We start from the raw sequence: 25007 nt of genomic DNA, 5'->3' as shown, positions 1-25007 counted from the left end.
ATTTATTGCGTTAGGCGAGCATGCGCACCTTGGGTTCGCGATCCCAGTACCGCTTTGCAGCGGCCTTCAGGAAGCCGTCCATCCCGACAACACCGTCATCGGTTTCGACGCCGGCTTTCTGCAGCAGTGGCTGGGCCTCGTTCGTGTGGCCAATAGCCTTGAGGTGGCCGAACGCATCCATCACCCACTGGACCGCTGCGGCTTCCCGGGTCAGCATGTCGCTGCCTTCCTTCGAGAGGAGAACCGCGACCGCGTCGAAGAGCTGTGACGGCGAACCGGCGAGCTGACCATCGGCTTTCGTTACGTTGCCGTCGGACAGTTTTGCCTTTCCGATCTTAGGCGCAACGACGAATGCGGTGGCGCCAGCCTGGCTGATGGCGTTCTTCAGATCACTCAATGCCTTCGCATCGGTGCCATCAGCAATAAGGATGCCGATCTTTCGACCCTTGACCGTCTCGACCATGTTCTTCTGGATCGACAGGGCTGGCGACGGATCGAGATCGACCGGTTCCCGTGCAGCCGGATTGGCAGCCGGAAGGTCGATTCCGAGACCATCGGCGACCCGCTGCGCCAACTCCTCGTCAACGTTCAGGAGATTGCCAATAACGCGCGGCGGAACGTGATCGAACTCGACCTTGGAAAGCTCGAACACGAAAGACGACGCGATATGCGCTTGCTCGGACGCTGTCTGCGACTTCCAGAACATCCGTGCCTGGCTGTAATGGTCGGCAAAGAGCTCGGCGCGGACCCGCAGCTTGTCGCCCTGTTCCTGATCACCTGTCGCCCGTTCGAACGACCGGAAGCCAGTTGCGGGACACTCGCGTGGGCCGCCTTCTTCTCCAGCCATTGAGAGGCTGTTGGGTTCGTAATTGGCACGACCCTTCGGGACGCTCATCTGCATCATGCCGTCACGCTGGAAGTTCTGCATGGGGCACTTCGGCGCGTTGATCGGCAGCTGATGGAAATTGGCCGTGCCGAGACGCGATTTCGGGGTATCCAGATAGGAGAACAACCGGCCCTGCAACAGCGGATCGTTGGAGAAGTCGATGCCCGGGACGACGTTCGACGGCAGGAAAGCCACCTGTTCCGTTTCGGCGAAGAAGTTATCGGGGTTGCGATCAAGCACAAGCCGACCGACGATCTTGACCGGCAAAATCTCTTCCGGGATGATCTTGGTGGAGTCGAGCACGTCGTAGGGGAGCTGGCTTGCGAATTCCTCGTCGAAAAGCTGAACGCCGAGCTCCCATTCCGGAAAATCACCACTGTCGATGGCTTCCCAGAGATCGCGACGGTGGTAGTCGTTGTCGGCGGCCTGAAGCTTGAGCGCCTCATCCCAGATCGTCGACTGAACGCCGAGCTTCGGCTTCCAGTGGAACTTCACGAAGGTCGACTTGCCCTCTTCGTTGACGAAGCGGAACGTGTGAATGCCAAAGCCCTGCATCATGCGCAGCGAGCGCGGAATGCCACGGTCCGACATGGCCCATAGAAGCATGTGGGTGGTCTCAGGCATCAGCGACGCGAAATCCCAGAAGGTACCGTGCGCGCTACCGGCCTGCGGATAGGCGCGGTCAGCTTCCATTTTCACCGAGTGAATGAGATCGGGAAACTTGATTGCATCCTGGATAAAGAAGACCGGAATGTTGTTGCCGACCAGATCCCAGTTGCCTTCCTGCGTGTAGAATTTGACGGCGAAGCCGCGAACGTCGCGAGGGGTATCGACAGAGCCAGCGCCGCCTGCAACGGTCGAGAAGCGGACGAAAACCGGAACCTTGTCCCCTACACGCTGAAACACGTCGGCTTTTGTCACGTCACTGAGGGATTCCGTGAGCTCGAAGTAACCGTGTGCGGCAGAGCCTCTGGCATGCACGATGCGCTCAGGGATGCGTTCGTGGTCGAAATGAAAGATTTTCTCGCGGAGAACGAAGTCCTCAAGCAGGCTCGGACCGCGATTGCCGGATTTCAGACTGTTCTGATTGTCGGAGATCCGAACGCCGTGGTTTGTCGTCAGGTGGGCCTGAGCAGGATGCGAGCCATCGGACGGAACATGCTGGTGGGTCTCGCCGCCTTCACCGCGGTCCGTATCATATGTCGTCGGGTCAGCCATTGGATGGTCCTTTGCTCGAATTCAATCCAGCAACAGATATGCCCGCGCGACGCTGCGGCAAGCGCCCGTCGGAGAGATTATCCAAGGGATTGCTTTCAAGGCTGCAGGTCAGGCACCGGAGTTGGCAGTGGGCTGAGCTCCCGAGAGTGGTCAGTAAAGGCGTCTCGTAGTCCGCTGTGCCTGCATTCGTGGCCTGACCGGCGTTCGATGAGGCGCTTCGGTGACGCGGGTCCGGCGGGGAGAGATGCCTATCCCACGCAGAACTTTCCCGATTGCTCTCGTAGCAAAGCAAGCCCTTGCTCTGTCACGAGGTTCATCCTCGGGTTGCCGCGGCGCCCCGCGAACAGGTCCGGATACTGGGATGACGTGACAAGTCTCACTTCCGTTCGCGGCAGCTTCTGCAGGTGAACACTTGCACCCTTACGCGCAATATCGACGCCCAGCGCACGAAGCGCGTCAGGTGCCGCGATCCAAAGAGTGCCGCTGATGTTCAGCATCCGAATGGTGTGTCCATGGCAGGTCACGGTGTTCATTGCTCGTCCTCAGCCGTCGCGACGTCAGCCAGGCCGTCGCTCGAAATCGCAACGACGACGGCTTTCGCCGGAGAAACAGGTGTATCTTCAACCGCTCCGAAAAATCCTGACAGCATCCGTAAATCCTTCGTGAACCACCGATTATGTGCATTGCACAAAACTAGACGGCGGTTATATACGTGCCCGACTGTATGTAAACTATCCTTGTGCGGAGCACTCGATGCCTAAGGCGTTGCGATCTATCCTGACCATCACCTGCCTCCTCGCCCTCGTCGGGTGCCAGAAGGAAGAAGCCGCAGCACCTCCGGCGCCGCCGCCATCGCCCGTTGGCGTGGTGACGGTACAGCCCGAGACCTTGCCGATCACCAGCGATCTGCCCGGACGTATCGCTCCGACCCGTCTCGCCGAGGTGCGCCCGCGTATCTCCGGGATTATCGTCGAGCGCGTCTTCGAACAGGGCTCCATCGTCAAGGCGGGCGACGTGCTTTACCGCATCGACCCGGCACCGTTCCAGGTTCAGGTCGACAGCGCGCAGGCCACGCTTCGGAGTGCGCAGGCAGCGCAGATGCAGGCTCGCCAGACCGCCGATCGTCAGACCCAGCTCAGCAAATCGAACGTCGCCACTCGCCAGGACCTCGATACCGCGATCTCTGCACTGGCGCAGGCGGACGCTCAAGTCGCCGTCGCCCAGGCCGGCCTTGCCCAGGCCGAGCTCAGCCTGCAATACGCCAATGTCACGGCACCAATCAGCGGCCGCATCGGCCGTGCGCTGATCACGGAAGGCGCCCTGGTCAGCTCGACTGGCTCTGAAAACCTCGCGACCATCCAGCAGCTCGACCCGATCTATGCGGACTTCACCCAACCGGCCGCCGATCTGATCCGCCTGCGCAAGGCGCTGCAGGACGGCAAGCTGATGACGGGACCGAACGAGGCGAACGCCTATCTCATGCTCGACGACGGCACCAAATACCCGGAAACGGGCCGTTTGCTGTTTTCGGAAGCAGCGGTCGATGAAACCACTGGGCAGGTGACCCTGCGCGGTGAATTCCCCAATACCAATGGGGATCTCCTCCCGGGCATGTATGTCCGCGTGCAGATCGAGGAAGGTCTGGAGCGCGACGCCTTCGCCGTGCCGCAGCAGGCCCTGCAGCGCGATTCCGGCGGCCAGGCGAGCGTGCTCGTGGTCGGCGCCGAAGACAAGGTCGAGCAGCGCCGCGTCACCGTCGGTCGTGCGCTTGGCGAACGCTGGGTCATCTCGCAGGGCCTTAAGGCCGGCGACCGCGTGATTGCGGAGGGGTTCCAGAAGACGGCTCCCGGCGCCACCGTCAAGCCTGAGCCCTGGTCCGCGGACAAGCCGGCGACGGAGCAGTCGGCGCAAGGCGACGCCAATGCGGCTCCTGCAGAGCCGGCGAAGAAGTAAGGACCAGGTTACATGGCAAGTTTCTTCATCGACCGGCCGATCTTCGCCTGGGTCGTCGCAATCTTCATCATGCTCGCAGGCGTGCTGACAATTCCGATGCTGCCGATCGCGCAGTATCCGAATGTCGCGCCGCCGCAGATCACCGTATCCACCAACTATCCCGGCGCTTCGCCAGACGATATCTACCAAGGCGTGACGCGTCCGATCGAAGAAGAACTGAACGGCGTTCCCGGGCTGATCTATTTCGAATCGACGTCTGAATCGTCGGGCCGCGTGTCCATCAACGTCACCTTCGCACCCGGTACGAATATCGGCGAAGCGCAGGTCGAGGTGCAGAACCGCATCGCCCGCGCCGAACCCCGCCTGCCGGGCGCCGTCACATCGCAGGGCGTGCGCGTCGAGCAGGCAGGCACATCGTTCTTGATGGTCGTGTCGCTGACCTCCACGGACGGCAATACCGACGTCATCGGTCTCGGCGACTATCTGAACCGCAACGTGCTTGGCGAGATCCGCCGCGTGCCCGGCGTCGGCAGTGCTCAGTTGTTCGCCACCCAGCGCTCCATGCGGATCTGGATGGATCCCGACAAGATGGTCGGCCTCAAGCTGACGGCCTCCGATGTTACGGCTGCGATCAGCGCCCAGAACGCGCAGGTCGCCGCCGGTCGTATCGGCGCGACGCCGAACCCGATCGGCCAGCAGATTTCCGCAACCATCAACGTCCAGGGCCAGCTGACCAATCCCGAAGCGTTCGGAGCGATCGTGCTGCGCGCCAATCCCGATGGTTCGTCGGTGCGGTTGCGCGATGTCGCCCGCATCGAGGTCGGCGGCGAAAGCTACAACTTTTCCAGCCGCCTCAACGGCAAGCCAAGCGCTGCCATCGGCGTCCAGCTGTCGCCGACCGCCAATGCACTCGACACGGCGAAAGGCGTGCGCGCGGTCATGACAGAGCTGCAGCAGTATTTCCCGTCCGGCATCGAATACGAGATCCCGTACGATACCAGCCCGTTCGTGGAAGTCTCGATCGAGAAGGTCATCCATACGCTGATCGAGGCGATGATCCTCGTCTTCGTGGTGATGTACGTCTTCCTTCAGAACATCCGCTACACGCTGATCCCGACACTGGTCGTCCCGGTGGCGCTGCTTGGCACCTGTGCGGTGATGTATGTCTCCGGCTTCTCCATCAATGTGCTCACCATGTTTGCGATGGTGCTCGCGATCGGCATTCTCGTCGACGACGCCATCGTCGTCGTCGAAAACGTCGAGCGCATCATGGCGCAGGAAAAGCTGTCGCCGAAGGAAGCGACCCGCAAGGCGATGGGCCAGATTTCGGGCGCCATCATCGGCATCACGCTCGTCCTGAGTGCGGTGTTCATCCCGATGGCCTTCTTCCCCGGTGCGGTCGGCATCATCTATCAGCAGTTCTCGCTGACCATGGTGGTCTCGATCCTGTTCTCGGGTTTCCTTGCCCTGTCGCTCACGCCCGCACTGTGCGGTTCGTTCCTCAAGCCGATCAAAGGCGATCACCACGAGAAAAAGGGCGTCTTCGGCATTTTCAACCGCGGTTTCGACAAGGCTTCGCATGGCTATTCCCGCACGGTCGGTGGCATCATCAAGCGATCCGGTCGCTTCATGGTCATCTACGTCGCGCTTCTGGTCGGCCTCGGCTGGGCCTATCTGCAGCTGCCGAGCTCGTTCCTGCCCAACGAAGACCAAGGCTTCCTGATCGTCGACGTTCAGGCACCGGCCGAGGCAAGCACCGACCGCACCACCGAGGTCGTCGCGCAGATCGAAAAGATCGCGCTCAGTGAAAAGGCTGTCGAGCGCATTATCGCCATCAACGGCTATTCCTTCTCCGGCAGCGGCCAGAATGCCGCGCTCGCCTTCATCACCCTAAAGGACTGGTCGGATCGCGGTCCCGAGGATTCGGCTGATGCGATCGCAAAGAGGATCAACGGCCAGATCTTTGGCATCCGCGATGCGATCGCGTTCTCGCTGTCGCCGCCGCCGATCCAGGGTCTCGGCAACTCGTCCGGCTTTACCTTCCGATTGCAGGATCGTGCCGGCAACGGCCAGACGGCACTTGGCGCGGCGCGCGACCAGTTGATGGCCGCAATCGCCAAGAGCCCGGTTCTCGCCGGCGTTCGCATCGAAGGCATGCCGGATGCGGCGCAGGTGAACCTCCTCATCGACCGTGAGAAAGCCAACACGTTCGGCGTCACATTCGGTGACATCAACTCGACGATCACCGCAAACCTCGGCTCGTCCTATGTGAACGACTTCCCGAATGCGGGACGCATGCAGCGCGTGCAGGTTCAGGCCGACGGCAAGCAGCGCATGAAGACAGAAGACCTGCTGCGGCTCAACGTCCGCAACGCCAATGGCGGCATGGTGCCGATGGCCTCATTCGCGTCGGTCGAATGGGTCCGGGGCCCGTCGCAGGTTGTTGGCTATAACGGCTACCCGTCGATCCGCATCGCCGGCCAGGCAGCACCGGGCTTCTCCTCCGGTGACGCCATCACCGAGATGGAACGGCTTGCCGGCGAACTGCCGAACGGTTTCGGTTACGAATGGACCGGCCAGTCGCTGCAGGAAATCCAGTCGGGGTCGCAGGCACCCGCCCTGATCGCGCTCAGCGTGCTCTTCGTGTTCCTGCTGCTGGCAGCCTTGTACGAAAGCTGGTCGATCCCGATCTCGGTCATGCTCGTCGTGCCGCTCGGGGTCATCGGTTCGGTTGCGGCCGTCATGCTTCGGGGAATGTCGAATGACGTCTACTTCCTCGTGGGTCTGATCGCCATTATCGGTCTGTCGGCGAAGAACGCCATTCTGATCATCGAGTTCGCCAAGGACCTCCGCGCCGAAGGCCGCTCCACGTTTGATGCGACGGTCGAGGCAGCGCATCTGCGCTTCCGCCCGATCCTGATGACGTCGCTCGCCTTCACCCTCGGCGTCGTCCCGATGGCGATTGCCACCGGTGCCAGTGCTGCCAGTCAGAATGCGATCGGCACCGGCGTGCTCGGCGGGATGATCTCGGCGACCTTGCTGGCCATCTTCTTCGTTCCCGTGTTCTTCGTCTTCGTGATGAAAGTCTTCCGCGTGAAGGAGCCGAACCACGAAGCAGAAAAGGCAGCTCCCAAACCGGCGGAGTAGGGGAGAGCGGGAAGAGGAGGACAAGGATGAGACGAACGAAAGCCGAAGCGGCCGAGACGCGCTGTGCCGTCCTGACCGCAGCCGAGCAGCTTTTCTTCGAAAAAGGCGTCGCCAACAGTACTCTGGACGAAATCGCGGCTGCCGCTGGTGTCACACGTGGAGCGGTCTACTGGCACTTTGCCAGCAAGAGCGACCTGTTTCTCCAACTCTACAACGCGGCGCAGCTTCCCCGGGTCGACATGAGCGACGCTGCCGGCTCGGGTTGCGAGGATACTGATCCGATCTCGGCGGTGGAAACCATTGCTCTCGACTGGTTTGGGATGCTCGCAAGCGACGTCCAGCGTCAGCGGCTCCTCACGATCCTTCTGAGAACGAACTTCGAACATGAGTTCGAACCTGTCCTGCAGGAGATGGACGCCCTCAGCGCTGAGCACACTAAAAACATGGAGCGCATCTTTGCCAAGGCTGAAGACAAGGGACAGCTGTCACCCTTGTGGACTCCTGCCGCGTGCAGCCGCGCCGTGCACTGGCAGATGAAGGGTATCTGTTGGGAGTGGCTGCTGTTTGGCCGGAAGTTCGACCTCGTCATCTTGGGCGGAGACAGCGTCCGAAAGCTGTTCGCGACCTTCAGGCGCTGATCGTGATGGATGGGGAGAAATCGGCAGGCTCGGTCAAGCAAGTGGACATTGTCGCCGGATCTGTCGATGCTATGCTTTTCCCGATGACCGATATCTTCCAGGTCTATACCGACGGTTCGTTCGACGCCACTTCCCGATCTGGCGGCTGGGCGATCGTCGCTTTCAAAGGTGACGTGCAGATCCATGTCGCCTCGGGGACGACGATCGGCAGCTCGAACAATTCGTTCGAGGTGCTGTCTGTCATGCGCGCGGCGTCTTGGCTTGAAGCCGAAGCGACGGGAATGGCTGCGGTGATCTGGACCGATTCCGCCCACGTCGTCGAAGGGTGTCGTCGATGGCGGTTCATGTGGCGCGGCAACGGCTGGAAGCGGGTAAGATCAAACCCGCACGAACGTCGTCGGCCAATCCCGGATGCAGATGTCTGGCGCGAATTGGACACTCTCCTGGAGCACAACCCGCTTATAGCAATTCAATTGTGCAAAGGGCATTCCGGAATCTCCGGAAATGAACAGGCCGATGCGGCAGCGAGATCCGCCTTGGGTCTGGGATAAGGCACGTTGCCGGCTCCCGAGCGCGAAAGACCTGCTAAACTTGACAGAAGTCATGTGGCGGACTTGCAACTGTGATTGTGCAGTCGCTACTGCAAGATCATCTTTATTAGCTCTTTCCGTTAGCAAACAGCGCGACTCTGATAGTGGATTGAATCACCGATCAGGCATCGGACCACTAAAGGATATGTCATGAACACTCTCTCAAAAGCCCTGGCCACCGTTCTCCTCGCCTCGGCAATCGCAGTCCCGGTGTCTGCCGCAGATCTCGCGCCCATGGAAACTCCGCTTGCCGCACCGGCGACGTCAGGTTTTTACTTTGGTTCGCTGAGCTCCGTAAACTTCCTTGACGATACAGGCTTTGATTTCGGCGCCGCGTCAGTGTCCACCGAGTATGACGTCGGCTACTACAGCGCACTGCGCGCCGGCTATAACTTCGGATCGATGGGCTTCGTTTCGCCGCGCCTCGAGCTTGAACTTGGTTATGGCAGCGCGTCTGTCGACGAACACAGCGTTTCCGGATTTGGCGGCGTTGGTGGTATCGACTCCTACGGCGACGCTCGCTCGTTCCAGGGCTATGTCAATGGCTATCTCGATATCCCGCTTGCAGCTGAAGGCGCAGTCAGCGCGATCACGCCTTACGTCGGCGGCGGTGCAGGTTTCATGAACCTGGAACTGCGCAAGCAGGGCGTCAGCGGAACCGGTACCGGCACGCTGATGGATGATTCCGACACCCAGTTCGCCTACCACCTTGATGCCGGCGTCGGCATCAATCTGCAGGCTATCGGTCTGTTCACGAACACTTCGCTGTTCGACAACACGACGTTTGATATCGGGTATCGCTTCACAGCTGCCGACGATTTCAACTTCGAGGCCCGCGACGGATCCACGTCGAGCACCGACTTCCGCAGCCATGCTGTGACATTCGGCCTGCGTCGCCAGTTTTGATCTGAGGGTCTGGCCGGTTTCGCGACCGGCCAGACCTATTCTGCTTGAGACGTTTCAGATCTCGCCCTCGGGCTTTTCGCCCTTGGCGTCTTCAAGGCCTTTTTCAGCCTTCTTCAGCAAATCCTCACGGTCCTTGTCGGCATTCTCGCTCGTGCGATCCGCATCGCTTCCGGTCTTTTTGTCGTCACTCATTTTATTCTCCTTCTGGTCAGAGATTCATGATGGCCAGATGGTCCAGAATATAATTCCGACCACCACGATGAACGACAGCGGCAGCGCCAGGAACCGCAGCATGCCAGTGCCTGTGTTGTCCCGGCCCAGCCAGGCGAACCACCAGTCCGGGCCTTGATTTCCGCTCTGTGACATCAGCGCCCTTTCACTTGGTTGTGCCGTATCCGGGCGTACCTGTTTTCTCCGAGGCGTCTTTGCGTTCCTGCTCCGGATTTCGCGTCGTGTCGACGCTTTCCTTGAAGCGCTGGTGCCCATCATTTTCGATCAGCGTTTTGTCGGCGTCCTCGGTAACCGGTGGGTTCTTCACGGTCATTCCTTCCAGTCCTGTCACGACGAGCTCATGAGCCCGTAGATGACGATTGCGATATACAGGCTGAAGGCGCCGAGCACGTATATGCCAAGCACGACGATCACTCCGCGGCCTAACAGTCCCTTCTTCTTTCGGACTTCAGGCGGGTCTCTCATTTTGTCGATACTGGGTTCATCTTCGGGCTTCATCGCATTTCCTTTCATTCAAGGAGGCGAACAGTCCGCAAGCCGCATAGTTCCGGCCGTTTCGAGGCGCAGCGGAATGTGAGGACAATCCGTGCGGCCTATCCACCAGTGCCGTCTTCTTTTGAAATTTAAACGTAAATTTCGGCGAGACGTCGATCTCGCCGAAATCCGGTGTTTGCCTTGCGGTTATTGCTGCGGTTCGTGGAACGGACAGCCGTTGAACCTGGCTCTGAAATCGGCAGAGTGGCGGTAGGTTTCGTTACGTGCCCGGTTGATGCCGCCGAGAGGCTGGTGATCTGCAAGGCCGGTCCAGACGCTGAACCGCATTTCCTCGTCGACCTTCTGCACCTTGGCGTCGCTCCAGCTATCCTGCGGAGCGGCGCTCAAAGTTGCAACGGTCACGAACGGAGCTTCGTCTTCCTTCCATTCTACGGTCGGGTCCTCGATCGGTTGCGCTTCGATATCGCGACAGAGCTGGACCTGGAATTCCCACAGGCCCCGCGTTTCCTGCATTTCCGCCTGGACCGTCTCACGGATGGCGTTCTCGCGGACGCTGGCATCGATTACGGTTCCGGTGCGCTTGGTCAGATCCGGTGAGATCGGCTTCACGCGGAACTTCGCGACGTAGTCACCATAGCGAAACGGCGTGACACTGAAATAGGTCTCGCCGAGCGGATCGACATTCGGCGCGCCGCCGAGGGACTGAATGGTGGGGCTCGTCACGCCGACGGCTTCGAGGCCCTTGTTGACGGTCTGAAGCACGCTGGACATCACGGTCTTTGTGCCTTCCATCTTGTCCGTGGTCTTGGCAAGGAGCTTGAGGCTGGAGAGAAATTTCTTCGGATCCGGCGTCTGGAAGATCGGGCCGTTGACCATCACGAAGTCCTGGTTATTGCCGTCCGCGCCCGGCAGGCGAGTACCCTCGACGCCGACAACCTTGATCGCCAACCCGCGTGGAAGAGCAACAGCGTCGGGCAAGATGTCGCCGGCGTTTGTGGAAAGACGCATGTAGACCGGATGTTCGCCCGGTTTGGCAAACAGACCTTGCGCGAACTCCGGCGGCAGCCCGCTCTTGACGGTCATTGTACCCTCAAGGATGCCGTGTGCTTTTGCGTGCACGGACCGAACGGCATGGCCGTAATCCTCTGCGGTCTTTTCAAGAATGATGTCGAACTGATCGATAAGACCCGAGATCGTCTCGCGCTCATCAGGTTTGACTGTTTCGAGGTCTGGGGAATAACGGACGGGCGTGGCTGCAATCATCTGGCGCTCCTTCAAAATCGAAAAACGCCAGAATAGTGCTCCTGGTTCCAGCGCAAGCTAATATGCTCGCCGGCTGAGGATGCGGCCCATCGGGGAGCCGCATCCCGAGTAGTCACTCAGGCGCTACGGGCCTGCTGTGGGTGTTTGCCCTCTTCGAATTCCTCGACGATCTTCGCACAGAAAGCCGGCAAATCCTTCGGGGTGCGGCTCGTCACGAGCCCCTTGTCGACAACAACTTCCTTGTCGACCCAGATGCCACCAGCGTTCTCAATGTCCTTGCGAACTGTCGGATACGATGTCACCGTCCGGCCATTCAGGACGTCTGCTTCGACGAGAAGCCACGGCGCGTGACAGATGACGCCCACGGGTTTTGCCTGCTGGAAGAATGCGTGCACGAAGGCGATTGTCGCCTTGTCGGCTCTCAGCTTGTCGGCGCCCACGCATCCGCCCGGAATGACGAGGCCGTCGAACTCGTCAGCCGAAACATCACTGACCGTCTTGTCAACGGTATAGCTGCTCCCGGCGTCGAGGTCGTTGTTGTTCGTCTGGGCCTGGCCGCTTTCAAGGCCGATGACAGTGACCGTGGCACCGGCTGCCTCGACCGCGTCTTTCGGCTGCTTGAACTCGGGCTCTTCAGTGCCGCGCGGAGCAATCAGAATGGCGATTTTTTTGCCTTGAAGGGTCATCGTGTTTCCTCACTTTTCTTGATGTGGAGGAGCGTTAATGACGGTTGGCATGAAAAGTTTCATCCAGCCGAACACTTCGACTTGTCACCTTGCTCTGCCGCCAGTCGAAGTTTCCGGAGGCGCTCGCTTTTTTCCTCCCGACGTCGCCGTTCGTCATCTGCAGTCTCGCGCGCAACGGCATTGGTGTGCTCGAAGGCGGCCGCGCGTTCGCCCATGGTCAGCGTTCTCCTGATCCTTGAAACCATCGTATCCATCTCTGTGATTGCTTCCCCAATACATGGGACTCGTTGAGCGCCTCATCAACATATTGCGCCTGTACGGTAGCGGACCGACACGACACGAAGGCACGTGGGACATCGCAGTTCGCGGAGAAATCCCCATATCAGCCAGGGTGAAATCCGGCTCGTTGCTGTTTGCTCAGTCTGGACAGATGGGGAACATCTTTCGATGTCGGTTGTTCTGTCAATGTGCGCCGCTTTCCGCGGGGCAGGAGATTTAGATGCGTAAACGCGTAGCCATTATTGGATCGGGTCCGACAGCCATATTCGCACTGCAGGACCTTGTGAAATGCAGCGCCTCTCTGGATATCGCAATTTTCGAGCGAACCGACGTCGCCGGCAAGGGAACACCCTACCAGCGGGGCATCAACGACCTCGCGATGCTGTCGAATATACCGAGCATCGAGGTGCCGGCTCTGCCGGTGATGCTCCACGACTGGCTGGCACTCCAGTCCGACGAGTACCTGAACGAGATTGGTGTTGATCGCTCGGGAATCACAGACCGTGCGTTCTATCCGCGTGTCGTGGTTGGCGATTATTTCAGATCTCAGTTCGACGCGATCATCGACGCATCGCGGGCCTCCAGGCATACGGTCGACGTGTTTGAGAACGCATCCGTCGACGACGTTCAGCCTGTCGGTGATCAGTTCAAATCGTGCCTGAGCCCTGAACACGGCGGCGCAGAGGCGCTGTTTGATTACGTCGTCATTGCGACCGGACATAGCTTTCCGTCCGAACCTGAGACGTCGCCCGGCTACTTCGAGGCGCCATGGCCCGCAACCGCATTGCAGAGCATCCCGAGCGGCAAGATCGGAATTTTGGGGACTTCGCTGAGTGCGATCGATGCCGTCATGACGGTCGCGACCAAGTTCGGTGAATTCACCAAAAGCAAGGGTGGCGAACTGGAGTACTCCGTCAACGCGGACGGCCAGGCTCTTGATATCGTGATGATGTCGCGCAAGGGTCTTCTTCCCGAAGCCGATTTCTATTTTCCGATCCCCTATCTTGAGCCGAAGATCTGCACGCAGCAGGCGGTCGATGACCGCATCGCGCTTGGCAGCAGCGGACTGCTCGATGACATTTTCGAGCTGTTTCGCCAGGAACTTGCTGTTGCCGATCCGGACTATTCCAAGGCCATCGGTCTAGACGGCTTGACCGTTGACACGTTCGCCGTTGCGTATTACGGGGTTCGCGACAAGGAAGACCCGTTCGAGTGGGCGGCGTCCAACCTTGCCGAAGCCAAGCGGAACTATGCCCAGAAGCACACTGTTCCGTGGCGCTACGCCATTCTCATTACCCATGAGATCATCGAGACGGCGGTCGGCTTTATGAACGCTGACGACCTTGGCCGGTTCAACCGGAACTTCAAGAGCATTTTCGCCGACGACTATGCGACCGTTCCGCACCTGTCGATCGAGCGACTACTTGCGCTTCATCGGAGCGGTTGTCTTGGTATCGTCGCCCTTGGCGATGACTCGGAGATCGTGAAAGAAGGTCTTGAACGGGGCGCTACTGTCGAAATCGCCGGTACCACCTTGCGCTTCGATACGTTTATCGACGCCACGGGCCAGAAAACTCTGTCGGCGACCGACCTGCCATTCCCATCCCTTATCGAACGAGGGCTGATATCCGAGGCAAAGACGATGACAGCCATTGGCAATCACCGCCGTACGGGCGGGATTGACGTGGACGACCAGTGCCGACCGCTGATCGCGGGCGTGCGACCGGTGAGGCGACTGTACGTCCCGGCTGTCTCATATCTTCTGCACAAACGTCCGTTCATCCAGGGCATCACAAGTGCTGCCGAACTCGGACAGATCGTTGCAGCCTCCATCATTGCCGAGGTGACAAGACCGGTCCGCAGCCGCCGCGTCAGGTCATCCGCCCGCGCACAGGCGCCAGCTGAGATCGCAGCGTAGGACCTGCGTGCTGGTGAGCGTTAGTCGCTGAAGTGATAATCCCGCCTTTCGAGGCGGGATTTTCTTTATCAGTGTTTGATCGCCGCGACGGTACGCGGCTATCGCTAACGGTTTGGGGTGTCTGATAACGCTAACCGAAACCACTCCAGCGTGGTGGCAGCGAAAAGGCACGCTTACAACCTTGAGCGATGACGAACCGAAGCGTCATACCCGCAGCGATCGCGCCGACCGGCGTCAGCGTGTCCGGCAATCTCTCGGCTGTGGCCCGGACCTGCGGATGACGAGCAGCGGGGCCCCCCTAAGATGCGTGTCGGACGAGAAACCTTCAGGACTGACCGAAGGGAACGCAACAAAGCCTCTGTCTCATTCCTGAGAGCAGAGGCTTGTTTCTTGAAGTAGAAGTAGGCTGGTCGAAGAAAACCAGGCCCTCAAACGCTGAGCTTAATCTCTGCTTCAACCCGCCGTGGCGTTTCGAATGGCATCGATGACAGTTGCGAGAACGTTTTGACCTTCGTCGGTAATCTCCGCTCTTTTTCCGTCGATGCGGATGAGGCCGCCGTCTTCGAGTTCTGCCTGGCCCTTCGAGCTTGCGTGATGACCAGCACCATCGTCCAGAACGACTTCCTTTACGGGGTCACCGCTGAGGAGTTGATGATAGGCCGCAAACACCAGGATGGAACGCGCATCGTCTGAAAGTTTCATAGGGATCTACCGTTTTGCTTGAGGATGAAGGGATGGTGCCCCTTCCAATCACACTGTCGATGTTGGGTCGTCTGCGGGGACCTTGCCATCCGGGGTCAGCTCATCGACCGCGCGGGGAAGATCCTTGCTCAGCCGCGCAAGTATCTCATCTCGCGACAGTCCTGTTTTCGCTGCCAGTTCATCGAGAACTTCGGGTCCGATCGCTTCGGCAAGCTGATCCCCATCGATATCCTCGTTGGATCCGGGCTTGACCCAAGATTCGGCCTTCTGACCATATCCGTTCTGCTGGAAGGTTTTCAGGAGGTCACCCAGACCACCACTCAAGACACCGCCGGACGCAAGTCCTCCCAGAATTCCGCCAAGGCCGCCTGCTTCCTTGCCGCCCGTAAGCTTGCCGAGCAGATCCTCAAGACCACTTGTCTGCCGGGGACTGGTCTCCGGAGCGGTGTTCGCTCCAGCCGGTTGGGTCTTGTTCACGCCCCGTAGGAGCTCTGCGATTTTGTCCCTGTTCTGAAATCCAGCAACAGCGAGTACGCCGAGCAGTGCTTTCAATTGACCGCTTGCCATGGTGTTCTCCTCGATTTCGCAGCCATAGCCGGGATGGCGTTACGGCTTCATGCAAAGCAAACGACCAGTCGGCGGCGAGGTTCCTGCAAGGGCACCCGTTGGCCGAACATTTGCTGCTGGGAGAGGGTTCGGGGCGGTTCGGAATAACTCCGAAGGTGAGGTGACACGGACGCCGATCCGCTGCCGTGGTCCAAAAAACGAAAAACCCCGCCATTGCTGGCGGGGTCTCTCATTTACGCACCGGTGAAGATGTTAGCGGCAAACCCGGCGTGGGCCCGAGTTCGGCTGGTAGGTGTTGTCCGAAGCGCGATACGAGCGGTAACGCGCTGCGCAGCTGCTGCTGCCGTTGCGGTTCTGCGAAGCGATCGCACCACCGATGAGGGCACCTGCAGCCAAGCCGCCGATGATGGCGCCGGTGTTGCTGCGACGACGGTTGTCGTAGCGACGGTCATGGCGGCGGTGGTTGCTGTAACGGTTGCGGCGATCATAGCGGTCACGACGATCGTAGCGGTTGTTGTATCGACGCTCGCCACGGGGGACGTAACGGCGGTTGTCGTTGCGGTACTGGACCTGCTGGACGTCAGCCGCGGGTGCAGCCGCGGTAATCGCTGCCTTCGGCATGGCCTGCGCGGGCACGTATCCGGTAAACGCGGTCATGATCGAAATGATTATAATTGCGAGCTTTTTCATCTGTCTCTTTCATTGTTGTAAAACGGAGATAGGGCGAATCTCCCGTATGGGTAGAGCGCTGGTTGAACTTGTGAACGCGTCCACGACACAAGCGCTTGCGCAAACACCGGCGTCAGAGTTCGACCGCAGCTGGTGGTCCGCGGAAGGCGTCGAGCCGGTCTGGGGCCTGGAGCCTCACGGGCGCTCCCGATCGCGCTGACTCGTAGATTGCTTCCATCACAACATGATCCTGCACACCTTCCTCGCCGGGCGTTCGTGGCTTGCGGTCCTCGATGATGCAGGTCGCCATGTGGTCGATCTCGGCCGCGAACTGGTTGTTGAGCGCGATCTCGACCTTTTTCTGCACGGATTTTTCGCCGTCCAGTTCGGTGACAGTCAGGCTCTGGCCGTCGTATTTGTAGGCGTTCGCCATATCCACGGTGGCCTTTTCGAAATTGAGCCGCTGATGCTTGTCGTCTCGCGCGCCATAGCTGGTGAAGCAGTTGGCGATGAAATTGGATGGGAAGCGCAAGGTGAACGAGACCGTTTCCTCGACCTCGGCATAGCGAGCGTCACCTTCGGGGCTGTATTGCGTCGCCATGACTTCGACCGGTTCCTCACCTGTCAGGAAGCGTGCGGTGTTCAGGCAGTAAAGCCCAATGTCAGGGAGTGATCCGCCACCGGCAAGAGCCTTCTTGTGCCGCCATTGCTCGGCACCGTTTTCGGCAACCGTCTGAACGTTGATCGCGGACATGCCGACAAGGCGGCCATAGGCTTTGCTGCGGACTTTTTCGGCGAGGTAGAGATTGGCGGCTTCGTACTGGATGCGGTAGGCCACCATCAGCTTGACGTTCTGCTCTTCGCAAACCTTGACCATTTCCTGCCCGTCCGCCGAGCTGATCGACATGGGCTTCTCGCAAAGGACATGCTTGCCTGCCCGCGCTGCCCGTTCGACATATTCGCGGTGCATGCTGTTGGGCAGAACGATGTAGACGGCCTTGATGTCCGGATTGGCCTTGATGGCGTCAAAGCTCTCGTAATCGTAACAGGCATCCTCGGCGATGCCGTATTGCCGCGCGACCGCCGATAGCTTCTCCGGCGTTCCGGACACGAGCGCCACGAGTTTCGATTTTTTCGTTTCGCCAAAGGCGGGAAGTATTTCTTCGAGGCTGAGACGACCGAGAGCTACGACCGCAAAGCCGACCCTATCTTCCAGAGGAAGCGGCGCTGACGGGTTTCCGCTCGGGGTCTCATCGGGCCCGCGCCATTCCGGGAACTTGACCTTGCCGTCCTCGACCATGCCGGTGTCCACCTGCGTCGGTGCGGGGTAGCTCTGAGCGCCGGCAACCGTCGTGGACAACACCACCCCCGTTGCGCCTGCGGCTCCAAGTTTCAGAAGATTGCGTCTGTTGAAAGCGCTTGCCTGATCCATGCCGGTCTCCAAATTGCTCGCCGCCTCACAAACAACGCCGTTTCGCCGATGTTCCTTTGCATTCTGCGTTTGTCGGATGCGGAAGGTGGCTTGGATATGCGGGTCCGGTGTGAGTATTCGTCGGGGCGCGGATGCCAAGTCGTCGCGGCGCCGACCCTTCTCGCAACTTGCCTCTATATCCCTTTCGAGAATTGCTGGTTGCACCGAGAAGCCTATATCCCCGTGAGGACCTCATGGAAGGAGCTATGCGTGATTCCGAAAAAAGCACCGCCCGTTACTCTCGTCATCTTCGGCGCCACCGGCGACCTGACGCGTCGCCTGCTCATTCCGGCGATCATCAACCTGACACGCAGCGGCCTGGTGGGAGACGATCTCGCTATTCTCGGTGTCGGGATCGATGAGGGCGACGACGAATTTCTGCGCGGTCGGCTCGATGAGTTCCTCACCCATCTCAGCCCAGACGGCGAAGAGCCTACCCGCAAAGACGACGCCTGGTTCAGTCTGCGATCCCGCATTTCCTATATGAGCGGCGATTTCACCAGGGATGATATCTATCAGGCGATTGAAACGCGGCTTGGATCGTCGGCAAATGCTGCTTTCTACCTCGCCGTCCCGCCCGTTCTGTTCGGACCGATCGTCGAGAAGCTGGCAGTGCATGGCCTGATGCAGGAAACCGAGACATGCTTCCGGCGCGTCGCGATCGAGAAACCCTTCGGGACCGATCTCTCCTCGGCGAAGGCTCTCAATGCCCGTATATTGTCGAATGTCGAGGAAACCCAGGTCTACCGGCTGGATCATTTTCTCGGCAAGGAGACTGTGCAGAACCTGATGACGGCCCGTTTTGCCAACATGATCATCGAGGGCCTGTGGAGCAACACCTATATCGACCATGTTCAGATCACGGCGGCGGAGGTTGTCGATGTCGGTAGTCGCGGCAGGTTCTACGATGCGACAGGTGCGCTTCGCGACATGGTTCCGAACCACCTGTTCCAGTTGCTGGCCATGATCGCGATGGAACCGCCGAACAGTTTCGATGCCGAGGCTATTAGAAACGAGAAGGGCAAGGTGCTGAAAGCGCTGCGTGTCTATTCGGCTGAAGAGGCCGCCGCAAACAGCGTGCGCGGCGCCTATGGTTCGGGCGGTCTCGGCGGCAAGTCGTTGTCAGCCTACCGGGACACCAAGGATGTCGCGCCCGACAGTCGGACCGAAACCTATGTGGCCCTCAAGCTTTATGCCGACACCTGGCGCTGGGCCGGTGTACCGTTCTACTTGAGGACGGGTAAGGCTTTGACCGCCCGCGACACTGAAATCGTCATCACGTTCAACAAGGTCCCATTTGCCCAGTTTCGCGAAACGGACGTGACGCGTCGTCTGCCGCCCAACCGGCTCGTCATCCAGGTTCAGCCGGATGAGGGGATGAGCATGGAAATCTCGATCAAACGCCCCGGCCAATCCGTCGAGACAGTGCCGGTGACACTGGATTTCCGCTATTCCGACAGGTTCGACATCGGCAACACGACGGGCTACGAATCCCTGATCTACGACCTGTTCATCGGCGATCAGGCGCTGTTTCAACGCGCCGACAGCATCGAAGCCGGATGGGCTGCCGTCCAGCCTTTCCTGGACGCCTGGGCAGAAGACGGCTCGGTTCCAGAACCCTACGCCCCCGGCAGCATGGGTCCAGCCTCGGCCGATGACCTCATCCGCAAGGACGGTCGTGAGTGGCATGAACTTGGAGTGGTTCTGCATCAGAGGAAGTGAAGCGGGTGTCGTTGCGGGCGGACGGTGCTTGACGGTCGATCGGTTAGAGGCGCCATACCACAGATGACCGACTTTCGGTTTGGCGCCATCTTATGATCAACCAAAGCTGCTCAGTGGTTCAGATCGAGTTGGCGATCTTGTCGGCGATGTAGAGTTCACGCAGTTTGAGCGTTAGAGCCCCCGGCTTGCCGTCGCCCACAGGTGCGCCGTCGATACGCGTGACGGGCATGACGAAGTTGGTGGCCGAGGTGATGAAGGCTTCCGCGGCATTCATCGCTTCATCGGGTGTGAAGGCGCGTTCTTCGTAGGGAATGCCGGCCTTTTCGGCGAGATCAAGCACGCTTGCTCGGGTAATGCCGTGCAGGATTGCGTTCGACAGCGGGCGGGTGATCAGCCTGCCGCTCTTGTCGATGATATGAGCGGTCGCCGAGCTTGCCTCGGTCACGAAGCCGTCTTCCACCAGCCAGGCGTCATCGGAGCCTTTCTCCATCGCCTGCATCTTCGCCATCGAAGGATAGAGCAACTGCACTGTCTTGATGTCGCGGCGCTCCCAGCGCCAGTCGGGCAGCAGAGCGACGGACAAGCCAGTCGCGAGCTTGGGGTTCTCGATGACAGACTTTGCCTGGGTAAAGAGAACCAGCGTCGGCGTCGGATCCTTCGGGAAGGCGAAGTCGCGATCGGCGGGGCCGCGCGACAGCTGGAGGTAGATCAGGCCTTCCTTGAGTTCATTGCGTCTGATGATCTCGCGGTGAGCCTCCAGAAGCTCGCTGGCCGAAATCGGCAGGTTCAGGCCCAGTTCCCCGATCGAGCGCTTCAGGCGGGCGGCGTGGCCGTCATATTCGAGAAGCTTGCCGTCGATGACGCCGGTCACTTCGTAGATGGCGTCTGCGAACAGAAAGCCGCGGTCGAAGACGGAGACCTTTGCGTCGGCTTCGGGCAGCCATTCGCCATTGAGATAAACGATACGGGACAAGACAATCTCCTTCAGTATGTCGGGAATTCAAAACACATCGCCGGCGGCTCGCTTCAGTTCGGCGATGAACCCGTGCAGCAGGCGTGAGCGCGGTATGCCTTTGCGGGTAATCAGGACGGCCGCGACTTCTCGGGGTGGCTGGAAGGGCAGTTGCACCAACCCCTGTAATGACTGGTGGGCTGCACTATAGGGATCGACGACCGCCGCTCCGACGCCTGCTCCGGCCAGAACCGCAGCCGTTGCGCAATAGCGCACCTCGACCCGCGGCTCGTAATCGATGCCCTCGCGATCGAAGGCATCGCGCAGCATCTGGCCCATGCGCGATTCCGCTTCGAGGCCGATAAAACCGTGTTCGGACAAATCACTGACCGTCACCTCCTGCCGACTAGCGACCGGGTGGTCCTTCGGCACGAGCGCGACCATATGGGTGCGCGACAGGATCTCTACGTTCACAGACGGATGCCGTTCCAGCGCGATCGCAAGACCGACGTCGGCGGCCCCGCTCTGCACAGCTTCGATGACGTGTTCGAGCCGGCGGACATCGTAAGCGACGGACACATCCGGACGATCTTTCAGGAACCGTGCGAGCGCCACCGGTGCGACCGTATTACCAAGCGGCGGCGTCGACATGACACGCAGCCGTCCCGATGTGCCATGCCGGATCGAGCGGGCGCGGGCGGAAAAGCTGCGCAGCATGCTGAAGACAGGCCGCACCTCTTCAAACAGAAGCGTGGCTTCTTCGGTTGGCTCAAGCCGCCGGTGCAGGCGCTCAAACAGCGTTATACCGAGCTGGTTTTCCAGCTGGCGGATGCCGTTCGAAACGGCGGGCTGCGAGATGCCCAGCTGCTCGGCTGCCTCCACGGTCGTTTCGCAACGCATCATGGCCCCGAAGATTTCGAGGAGGCGCAGCGAGATATCCGGCTTCTGCTCGGTTTCGGTCATGGCGTTCAGGTGAGAACTGCGCCAAGCGCCATCGCGACGGCGGCCTGGGTCGGATCGATCACGCGGATGCCGAGCTCATCTTCGAGTCTGCGGCGGTGGCCGGACATGCCGGCACAGCCAAGCACGATCGCGCCGGCGCCCATGTGCCGCAGTTTCAGCCCGGCTTTCACGAGAGCCGCATAGCTTTCCTCTCCATGGCCGCTGTCGGCGACGCTGATTGCGCCTTCAAGCGCGACCTCGCCGGCAAGCCTGCCATCGACGCCGAGGCGGCGAAGGTTGCGCATGTGACGGGGGATTGAACCTTCGGCGACTGCGATGACGCCGAAGAGATCTGCAAGCGCCAGGGCGCTCAGTACGCCGGCATCCTGGATGCCGTAGACCGGCTTGGTGGTGATCGACCGTGCAAGGTCCAGCCCGGGCTGCGAATAGCAGGCGAGCACATAGGCTGATGCATCCGGCCGGGTTTCGATCAGGTCGGCAGTGCGCAACGCGGCTTCATCCACATGGCGCTGGGTGACGACGCCGGGCGGACCCTCATCGATCGTGACGCATTCGATAACGGGACCAGCCGGAAACTGCATTCCGGAGAGCGCCTCGCGCAGGCCTTCGGTGACGCTTTCCGAACTGTTCGGGTTGATGACGAGGATCCGGCCGACGGTTCTCATGGGGCGATCTCCACGCCGAAATTCTGCGCCGGATCGAATTCCTTGGCACGGTAGCCGGGCTTGCCGGTCAGGTCGATGGGGCTGCGGGCAATGAAACGACCACGACCACGGTCCGCCTTCAACTCGCCGTTCTCGACGATGACATCGCCGCGGTTCATGGTGAGGACCGGCCAGCCTTCGATCTCCATGCCCTCAAACGGTGTGTAGTCCATATTGTCGTGCTGATCGGCAAGCGTTGCCTTGCGGCGGGCTTCCGGGTCCCAGATGCAGATATCGGCTTCGTAGCCGGGTGCGATCGATCCCTTTTTAGCCATACCGAATGTCTTGGCCGCATTGGTGCTTGAGAGTGCAACGAACTGCTGCAGCGTGATGCGGCCTTTAGCGACGCCCTCCGAAAACAGATAGGGCAGGCGCATGGCGATGCCGGGCATGCCGTTGGAGATCTTCGGGTAGTGCGCATCGGCACCATTGGCAAATTTTCCGCTGGCATCGAAACGGTAAGGCGCGTGGTCGGAGGAGACGCTCTCGAACGTGCCTGATTGTACGTGCCGCCAGAGCGCTTCCTGTGTCGCCGCGTCGCGGAGCGGTGGAGAGCAGATGAATTTCGCCCCTTCCATGCCGGGCCGGTCGAGATCATCGCGGGTCAGAGCCAGGTATTGCGGGCAGGTTTCGGCAAACAGTTTCGTGCCGGCAAGCTTTTCGCGCTGGACGATGGCAGCGCCGCCCGCCGTCGAGACATGGACGATAAAGAGGGCTGCATCGACCAGTTTCGCAAGCGAGACGGCCCGGTTGATCGCTTCTTCTTCCGCGAGCTCCGGACGGCTGATCGCATGGTATTTTGGCGCGGTGAGGCCGGCAGCCGCCATCCGCTTGTTCATCCACTTCACCATGTCGTTGTTTTCGGCATGGACCATGGTGAGCGCCCCATGGGTTTTGGCAACGGTCAGGATATCGAGCATGCCGCCGTCGCCAATATTCATCAGGTCGTAGGTCATGAACACCTTGAACGACGTGATGCCCTTGGCAAACACGCCCGGCAGCTCTGCAAGAACTGACGCCGAGGGGTCGGAAATGATCAGGTGGTAGGAATAGTCGAGCACCGAGTGCGGCGCGGCGCGGCCGTCATAGGTGGCGATGACTTCGGCAATCGACTGGCCGCGATGCTGAGCCGCGAACGGGATGAATGAGGAATTGCCACCGAAGGCGGCGGAGACCGAGCCCGAATAGTAGTCGTCGGCGGTCATCACGCCCGCGGAGCTTTCCTGGGCGATATGGGCATGCGCCTCGATGCCGCCGGGAACGACCAGCTTGCCGCCGGCATCGATCCGGCGGCTTCCTCCAGCGATCTTCTCGCCGATCGCCGTAATTCGACCGTCGGTAATGCCGATATCGCCATCGAATATGTCGGATGCGGTGACGATGCGACCGCCATGGATGACCGTATCAAACGCTGTCATGTCGGTCTTTCCTTACACTTCGATGATCACGCCGGTCTGGCTCGTCAGGCGACCGTAATGCTCGATACGACGATGGCGCTCGAAATCAAAGATCGTCTTCTTGCCGAAGTCGCATTTGGAGAAATCGCATTCGGCGATGATGAGCTCGTCTTCCTCGGTCACGGCGCGGGCGAGAACGAACCCGTCCGGATCGACGATAATCGAGCCGCCCATCAGCGGGTGGCCGTCCTCATTGCCGGCCTTGGCGACGCCGACGACATAGGTCGAGTTCTGGTAGGCGCCGGACTGCATGGAGAGGTCGGAATGGAAAAGCCGCTTCTCCAAACCTTCGGCGCTCATCTGGCTGTTCACCGACGGCGTGTTGTAGCCGATCGTGACCAGCTCGACGCCCTGCAGGCCCAGGCAACGGAAGGTTTCCGGCCAGCGGCGGTCGTTGCAGATCGCCATGCCCATGATGACGCCTTCGTTACGCCAGACGTTGAAGCCGAGATCACCGGGTTCGAAGTAGCGCTTCTCGAGATGCTGGAAGGCGCGCTCGGTATCGTATTCGGAATGACCGGGAAGATGCACCTTGCGATACTTGCCGACGATATTGGCTTGCCGGTCGGTAACGATCGAGGTGTTGTAATAGTGTCCGTCCGGCGTCTTCTCGCCGTAGCCGAAGGTGATGGCGATGTTGAGCTCGTGGGCGCGATCGAACAGCGGCTGCGTGGCGGCGTTCGGCATTTCCGTCTCGAACCAGAAATCGATTTCGGCCTGGTCTTCCAAGTACCAGCGGGGAAAGAAGGTCGTGAGCGCCAGCTCTGGGTAGACGACCATGTCTGCGCCCTTGGATGCGGCTTCATCGAGAAGCGCAATCATGCGGATGACGACGCTTTCGCGGCTATTGGCTTTCTGGATGGCGCCGAGCTGGGCACCTGCGATCTTCATGATGGTCATCGGAGTTTCCTTTCGAAAGCGATCAGGCGGCAAGGCGCCGCTGGAAATGACTGACGAGGCGCACCAGCGGCCACAGCAGCACGAGGTAGATGAGAGCTGCCAGCACCAGCGGCGAGGCATTGTAGGTGACCGACCGCGCCATGCCGGCATTGTAGAGAAGCTCGGACAGCGAGATGACGGAGGCAAGCGAGGTGAGCTTGACGACTTCCACAGTGTTGGACAGCAGGTCCGGCAGCACGTTGCGGATGGCCTGCGGCAGGACGACATGAGCGAGCGTCTGCACAGGGCTCAAGCCCGTCGACTGGGCAGCCTCCCACTGTCCCTTGGCGACCGAGATCAGACCGGCGCGATAGACCTCGGCGTAATAGGAGGAGTTGTTGAGCAGGAAGGCGATGACGACGGCGTAAAACGGCGAGATGTTGACCCCCGCAAAGGGCAGGCCGGCATAGATGAAGATGAGCAGCACCAGCGGCGGCAGGGCGCGGAAGAGATCGGTATAGGTGATCGAGATCCAGCGTAGCCATCGGCGCTCGCTCATATTGCCGAGCGCGACAAACAGGCCGCCGATCAGGCCGAGCAGAATGACGGCGCTGCACAGCTTGAGCGTCATCCAGAGGCCGGACATCATCAGCGGCAGCGACTGGCGCATGATGCCGATATTGAAGAACTGGTCGATGAAGATATCCATGT

Annotated in this window: 25 protein-coding genes; 7 read left to right on the top strand and 18 right to left on the bottom strand. The window is 60.1% G+C overall.

The annotated features are described in order from the left end of the window. Window positions 1–10 precede the first annotated feature (10 nt). Together ACQY1P_RS02065 and ACQY1P_RS02060 are read right to left on the bottom strand one after the other, a co-directional pair. Entirely contained in the window at window positions 11–2104 is a 2094-nt protein-coding gene (locus ACQY1P_RS02065) for a catalase (protein ID WP_430253740.1), read from the bottom strand. A 248-nt stretch (window positions 2105–2352) separates the two neighbouring features. Continuing rightward, entirely contained in the window at window positions 2353–2637 is a 285-nt protein-coding gene (locus ACQY1P_RS02060; protein ID WP_062578156.1) for a hypothetical protein, read from the bottom strand. Between the two features lie 220 nt (window positions 2638–2857). Between ACQY1P_RS02060 and ACQY1P_RS02055 the strand changes: the two genes are divergently transcribed. The 5 genes from ACQY1P_RS02055 (at window position 2858) to ACQY1P_RS02035 (ending at window position 9338) form a co-directional block, all read left to right on the top strand. Further along, window positions 2858–4057, top strand: a complete 1200-nt coding sequence (locus tag ACQY1P_RS02055; protein ID WP_113111521.1) for an efflux RND transporter periplasmic adaptor subunit — start codon at window positions 2858–2860, stop codon at window positions 4055–4057. Window positions 4058–4069: 12 nt separating this feature from the next. Next, window positions 4070–7204 (top strand): efflux RND transporter permease subunit, encoded by a 3135-nt coding sequence (locus tag ACQY1P_RS02050; RefSeq protein WP_062459487.1) that lies wholly within the window; start codon window positions 4070–4072, stop codon window positions 7202–7204. A gap of 26 nt (window positions 7205–7230) precedes the next feature. Continuing rightward, window positions 7231–7842, top strand: a complete 612-nt coding sequence (locus tag ACQY1P_RS02045; protein WP_062459490.1) for a TetR family transcriptional regulator — start codon at window positions 7231–7233, stop codon at window positions 7840–7842. A gap of 5 nt (window positions 7843–7847) precedes the next feature. Further along, a complete protein-coding gene (locus ACQY1P_RS02040) occupies window positions 7848–8393 on the top strand; it encodes an RNase H family protein (RefSeq protein WP_430253737.1) in 546 nt (181 codons plus the stop codon). A gap of 189 nt (window positions 8394–8582) precedes the next feature. Further along, window positions 8583–9338: an outer membrane protein gene (locus ACQY1P_RS02035; protein WP_062578150.1), complete on the top strand. Its 756-nt coding sequence runs from the start codon at window positions 8583–8585 to the stop codon at window positions 9336–9338. A 54-nt stretch (window positions 9339–9392) separates the two neighbouring features. Here ACQY1P_RS02035 and ACQY1P_RS02030 read toward each other — a convergent pair whose 3' ends face one another. The 6 genes from ACQY1P_RS02030 to ACQY1P_RS02005 all read right to left on the bottom strand — a co-directional run bounded on the left by ACQY1P_RS02030 (window position 9393) and on the right by ACQY1P_RS02005 (window position 12013). Then, entirely contained in the window at window positions 9393–9530 is a 138-nt protein-coding gene (locus ACQY1P_RS02030; RefSeq protein WP_156461778.1) for a hypothetical protein, read from the bottom strand. A 24-nt stretch (window positions 9531–9554) separates the two neighbouring features. Next, window positions 9555–9704, bottom strand: coding sequence for a hypothetical protein (locus ACQY1P_RS02025; protein ID WP_156466530.1), 150 nt, complete (start codon window positions 9702–9704; stop codon window positions 9555–9557). Between the two features lie 10 nt (window positions 9705–9714). Continuing rightward, the gene (locus ACQY1P_RS02020) at window positions 9715–9882 is read right to left on the bottom strand and encodes a hypothetical protein (protein ID WP_325264804.1); all 168 of its coding nucleotides are present in this window, start codon (window positions 9880–9882) and stop codon (window positions 9715–9717) included. 14 nt (window positions 9883–9896) lie between these two features. Next, complete coding sequence (locus tag ACQY1P_RS02015) at window positions 9897–10067, bottom strand: hypothetical protein (protein WP_156461775.1); 171 nt, start codon at window positions 10065–10067, stop codon at window positions 9897–9899. A 183-nt stretch (window positions 10068–10250) separates the two neighbouring features. Further along, window positions 10251–11327 carry a catalase family protein gene (locus ACQY1P_RS02010; RefSeq protein ID WP_430253734.1) on the bottom strand — a complete coding sequence of 359 codons (1077 nt, stop codon included), beginning with the start codon at window positions 11325–11327 and terminating at the stop codon, window positions 10251–10253. Window positions 11328–11443: 116 nt separating this feature from the next. Next, a complete protein-coding gene (locus ACQY1P_RS02005; protein ID WP_430253732.1) occupies window positions 11444–12013 on the bottom strand; it encodes a type 1 glutamine amidotransferase domain-containing protein in 570 nt (189 codons plus the stop codon). A gap of 499 nt (window positions 12014–12512) precedes the next feature. Between ACQY1P_RS02005 and ACQY1P_RS02000 the strand changes: the two genes are divergently transcribed. Continuing rightward, window positions 12513–14210 carry an FAD/NAD(P)-binding protein gene (locus ACQY1P_RS02000; protein ID WP_430253730.1) on the top strand — a complete coding sequence of 566 codons (1698 nt, stop codon included), beginning with the start codon at window positions 12513–12515 and terminating at the stop codon, window positions 14208–14210. Window positions 14211–14663: 453 nt separating this feature from the next. Here ACQY1P_RS02000 and ACQY1P_RS01995 read toward each other — a convergent pair whose 3' ends face one another. From ACQY1P_RS01995 to ACQY1P_RS01980, 4 genes are all read right to left on the bottom strand, one after another. Beyond that, the gene (locus tag ACQY1P_RS01995) at window positions 14664–14912 is read right to left on the bottom strand and encodes a hypothetical protein (RefSeq protein WP_062578146.1); all 249 of its coding nucleotides are present in this window, start codon (window positions 14910–14912) and stop codon (window positions 14664–14666) included. A gap of 48 nt (window positions 14913–14960) precedes the next feature. Then, window positions 14961–15479: a YidB family protein gene (locus ACQY1P_RS01990; RefSeq protein WP_113166086.1), complete on the bottom strand. Its 519-nt coding sequence runs from the start codon at window positions 15477–15479 to the stop codon at window positions 14961–14963. Between the two features lie 252 nt (window positions 15480–15731). After that, on the bottom strand, window positions 15732–16169 hold the full coding sequence (locus tag ACQY1P_RS01985) for a BA14K family protein (RefSeq protein ID WP_062578142.1): 438 nt from the start codon (window positions 16167–16169) through the stop codon (window positions 15732–15734). 112 nt (window positions 16170–16281) lie between these two features. Next, a complete protein-coding gene (locus tag ACQY1P_RS01980) occupies window positions 16282–17580 on the bottom strand; it encodes a Gfo/Idh/MocA family protein (protein ID WP_430253728.1) in 1299 nt (432 codons plus the stop codon). A gap of 249 nt (window positions 17581–17829) precedes the next feature. Here ACQY1P_RS01980 and zwf point away from each other — a divergent pair, with 249 nt between their 5' ends. After that, window positions 17830–19341, top strand: a complete 1512-nt coding sequence (gene zwf, locus ACQY1P_RS01975; RefSeq protein ID WP_343060980.1) for a glucose-6-phosphate dehydrogenase — start codon at window positions 17830–17832, stop codon at window positions 19339–19341. 118 nt (window positions 19342–19459) lie between these two features. Here zwf and ACQY1P_RS01970 read toward each other — a convergent pair whose 3' ends face one another. Genes ACQY1P_RS01970 through ACQY1P_RS01945 form a run of 6 tightly spaced genes read right to left on the bottom strand, consistent with a single transcriptional unit; the run spans window position 19460 to window position 25005 of the window. Beyond that, on the bottom strand, window positions 19460–20314 hold the full coding sequence (locus ACQY1P_RS01970; protein WP_430253725.1) for a D-amino-acid transaminase: 855 nt from the start codon (window positions 20312–20314) through the stop codon (window positions 19460–19462). Between the two features lie 27 nt (window positions 20315–20341). Then, window positions 20342–21256 carry a LysR family transcriptional regulator gene (locus ACQY1P_RS01965; RefSeq protein ID WP_092663154.1) on the bottom strand — a complete coding sequence of 305 codons (915 nt, stop codon included), beginning with the start codon at window positions 21254–21256 and terminating at the stop codon, window positions 20342–20344. Between the two features lie 5 nt (window positions 21257–21261). Then, window positions 21262–21921 (bottom strand): aspartate/glutamate racemase family protein, encoded by a 660-nt coding sequence (locus ACQY1P_RS01960; protein WP_430253723.1) that lies wholly within the window; start codon window positions 21919–21921, stop codon window positions 21262–21264. Continuing rightward, the gene (hydA, locus tag ACQY1P_RS01955) at window positions 21918–23378 is read right to left on the bottom strand and encodes a dihydropyrimidinase (protein WP_430253721.1); all 1461 of its coding nucleotides are present in this window, start codon (window positions 23376–23378) and stop codon (window positions 21918–21920) included. The genes ACQY1P_RS01960 and hydA overlap by 4 nt, the downstream gene beginning before the upstream one ends. A gap of 12 nt (window positions 23379–23390) precedes the next feature. Beyond that, window positions 23391–24317 (bottom strand): N-carbamoyl-D-amino-acid hydrolase, encoded by a 927-nt coding sequence (locus ACQY1P_RS01950; protein ID WP_430253719.1) that lies wholly within the window; start codon window positions 24315–24317, stop codon window positions 23391–23393. 22 nt (window positions 24318–24339) lie between these two features. Further along, window positions 24340–25005: an amino acid ABC transporter permease gene (locus tag ACQY1P_RS01945; protein ID WP_192087302.1), complete on the bottom strand. Its 666-nt coding sequence runs from the start codon at window positions 25003–25005 to the stop codon at window positions 24340–24342. Between the last annotated feature and the right edge of the window lie 2 nt (window positions 25006–25007).

It is taken from the genome of Neorhizobium sp. DAR64872/K0K18 (assembly GCF_050500175.1).
Taxonomy (GTDB): domain Bacteria; phylum Pseudomonadota; class Alphaproteobacteria; order Rhizobiales; family Rhizobiaceae; genus Neorhizobium; species Neorhizobium soli.
Note: the sequence above shows the minus strand (reverse complement) of the source record. Positions and strands in the feature narration are given on the sequence as shown.

Excerpts from the sequence above, each read along its gene's own strand:
- ACQY1P_RS02065 (WP_430253740.1), bottom strand. The coding sequence starts at position 2,104 with ATGGCTGACCCGACGACATATGATACGGACCGCGGTGAAGGCGGCGAG.
- ACQY1P_RS02060 (WP_062578156.1), bottom strand. The coding sequence starts at position 2,637 with ATGAACACCGTGACCTGCCATGGACACACCATTCGGATGCTGAACATC.
- ACQY1P_RS02055 (WP_113111521.1), top strand. The coding sequence starts at position 2,858 with ATGCCTAAGGCGTTGCGATCTATCCTGACCATCACCTGCCTCCTCGCC.
- ACQY1P_RS02050 (WP_062459487.1), top strand. The coding sequence starts at position 4,070 with ATGGCAAGTTTCTTCATCGACCGGCCGATCTTCGCCTGGGTCGTCGCA.
- ACQY1P_RS02045 (WP_062459490.1), top strand. The coding sequence starts at position 7,231 with ATGAGACGAACGAAAGCCGAAGCGGCCGAGACGCGCTGTGCCGTCCTG.
- ACQY1P_RS02040 (WP_430253737.1), top strand. The coding sequence starts at position 7,848 with ATGGATGGGGAGAAATCGGCAGGCTCGGTCAAGCAAGTGGACATTGTC.
- ACQY1P_RS02035 (WP_062578150.1), top strand. The coding sequence starts at position 8,583 with ATGAACACTCTCTCAAAAGCCCTGGCCACCGTTCTCCTCGCCTCGGCA.
- ACQY1P_RS02030 (WP_156461778.1), bottom strand. The coding sequence starts at position 9,530 with ATGAGTGACGACAAAAAGACCGGAAGCGATGCGGATCGCACGAGCGAG.
- ACQY1P_RS02025 (WP_156466530.1), bottom strand. The coding sequence starts at position 9,704 with ATGTCACAGAGCGGAAATCAAGGCCCGGACTGGTGGTTCGCCTGGCTG.
- ACQY1P_RS02020 (WP_325264804.1), bottom strand. The coding sequence starts at position 9,882 with ATGACCGTGAAGAACCCACCGGTTACCGAGGACGCCGACAAAACGCTG.
- ACQY1P_RS02015 (WP_156461775.1), bottom strand. The coding sequence starts at position 10,067 with ATGAAGCCCGAAGATGAACCCAGTATCGACAAAATGAGAGACCCGCCT.
- ACQY1P_RS02010 (WP_430253734.1), bottom strand. The coding sequence starts at position 11,327 with ATGATTGCAGCCACGCCCGTCCGTTATTCCCCAGACCTCGAAACAGTC.
- ACQY1P_RS02005 (WP_430253732.1), bottom strand. The coding sequence starts at position 12,013 with ATGACCCTTCAAGGCAAAAAAATCGCCATTCTGATTGCTCCGCGCGGC.
- ACQY1P_RS02000 (WP_430253730.1), top strand. The coding sequence starts at position 12,513 with ATGCGTAAACGCGTAGCCATTATTGGATCGGGTCCGACAGCCATATTC.
- ACQY1P_RS01995 (WP_062578146.1), bottom strand. The coding sequence starts at position 14,912 with ATGAAACTTTCAGACGATGCGCGTTCCATCCTGGTGTTTGCGGCCTAT.
- ACQY1P_RS01990 (WP_113166086.1), bottom strand. The coding sequence starts at position 15,479 with ATGGCAAGCGGTCAATTGAAAGCACTGCTCGGCGTACTCGCTGTTGCT.
- ACQY1P_RS01985 (WP_062578142.1), bottom strand. The coding sequence starts at position 16,169 with ATGAAAAAGCTCGCAATTATAATCATTTCGATCATGACCGCGTTTACC.
- ACQY1P_RS01980 (WP_430253728.1), bottom strand. The coding sequence starts at position 17,580 with ATGGATCAGGCAAGCGCTTTCAACAGACGCAATCTTCTGAAACTTGGA.
- ACQY1P_RS01965 (WP_092663154.1), bottom strand. The coding sequence starts at position 21,256 with ATGACCGAAACCGAGCAGAAGCCGGATATCTCGCTGCGCCTCCTCGAA.
- ACQY1P_RS01960 (WP_430253723.1), bottom strand. The coding sequence starts at position 21,921 with ATGAGAACCGTCGGCCGGATCCTCGTCATCAACCCGAACAGTTCGGAA.
- hydA (WP_430253721.1), bottom strand. The coding sequence starts at position 23,378 with ATGACAGCGTTTGATACGGTCATCCATGGCGGTCGCATCGTCACCGCA.
- ACQY1P_RS01950 (WP_430253719.1), bottom strand. The coding sequence starts at position 24,317 with ATGACCATCATGAAGATCGCAGGTGCCCAGCTCGGCGCCATCCAGAAA.
- ACQY1P_RS01945 (WP_192087302.1), bottom strand. The coding sequence starts at position 25,005 with ATGGATATCTTCATCGACCAGTTCTTCAATATCGGCATCATGCGCCAG.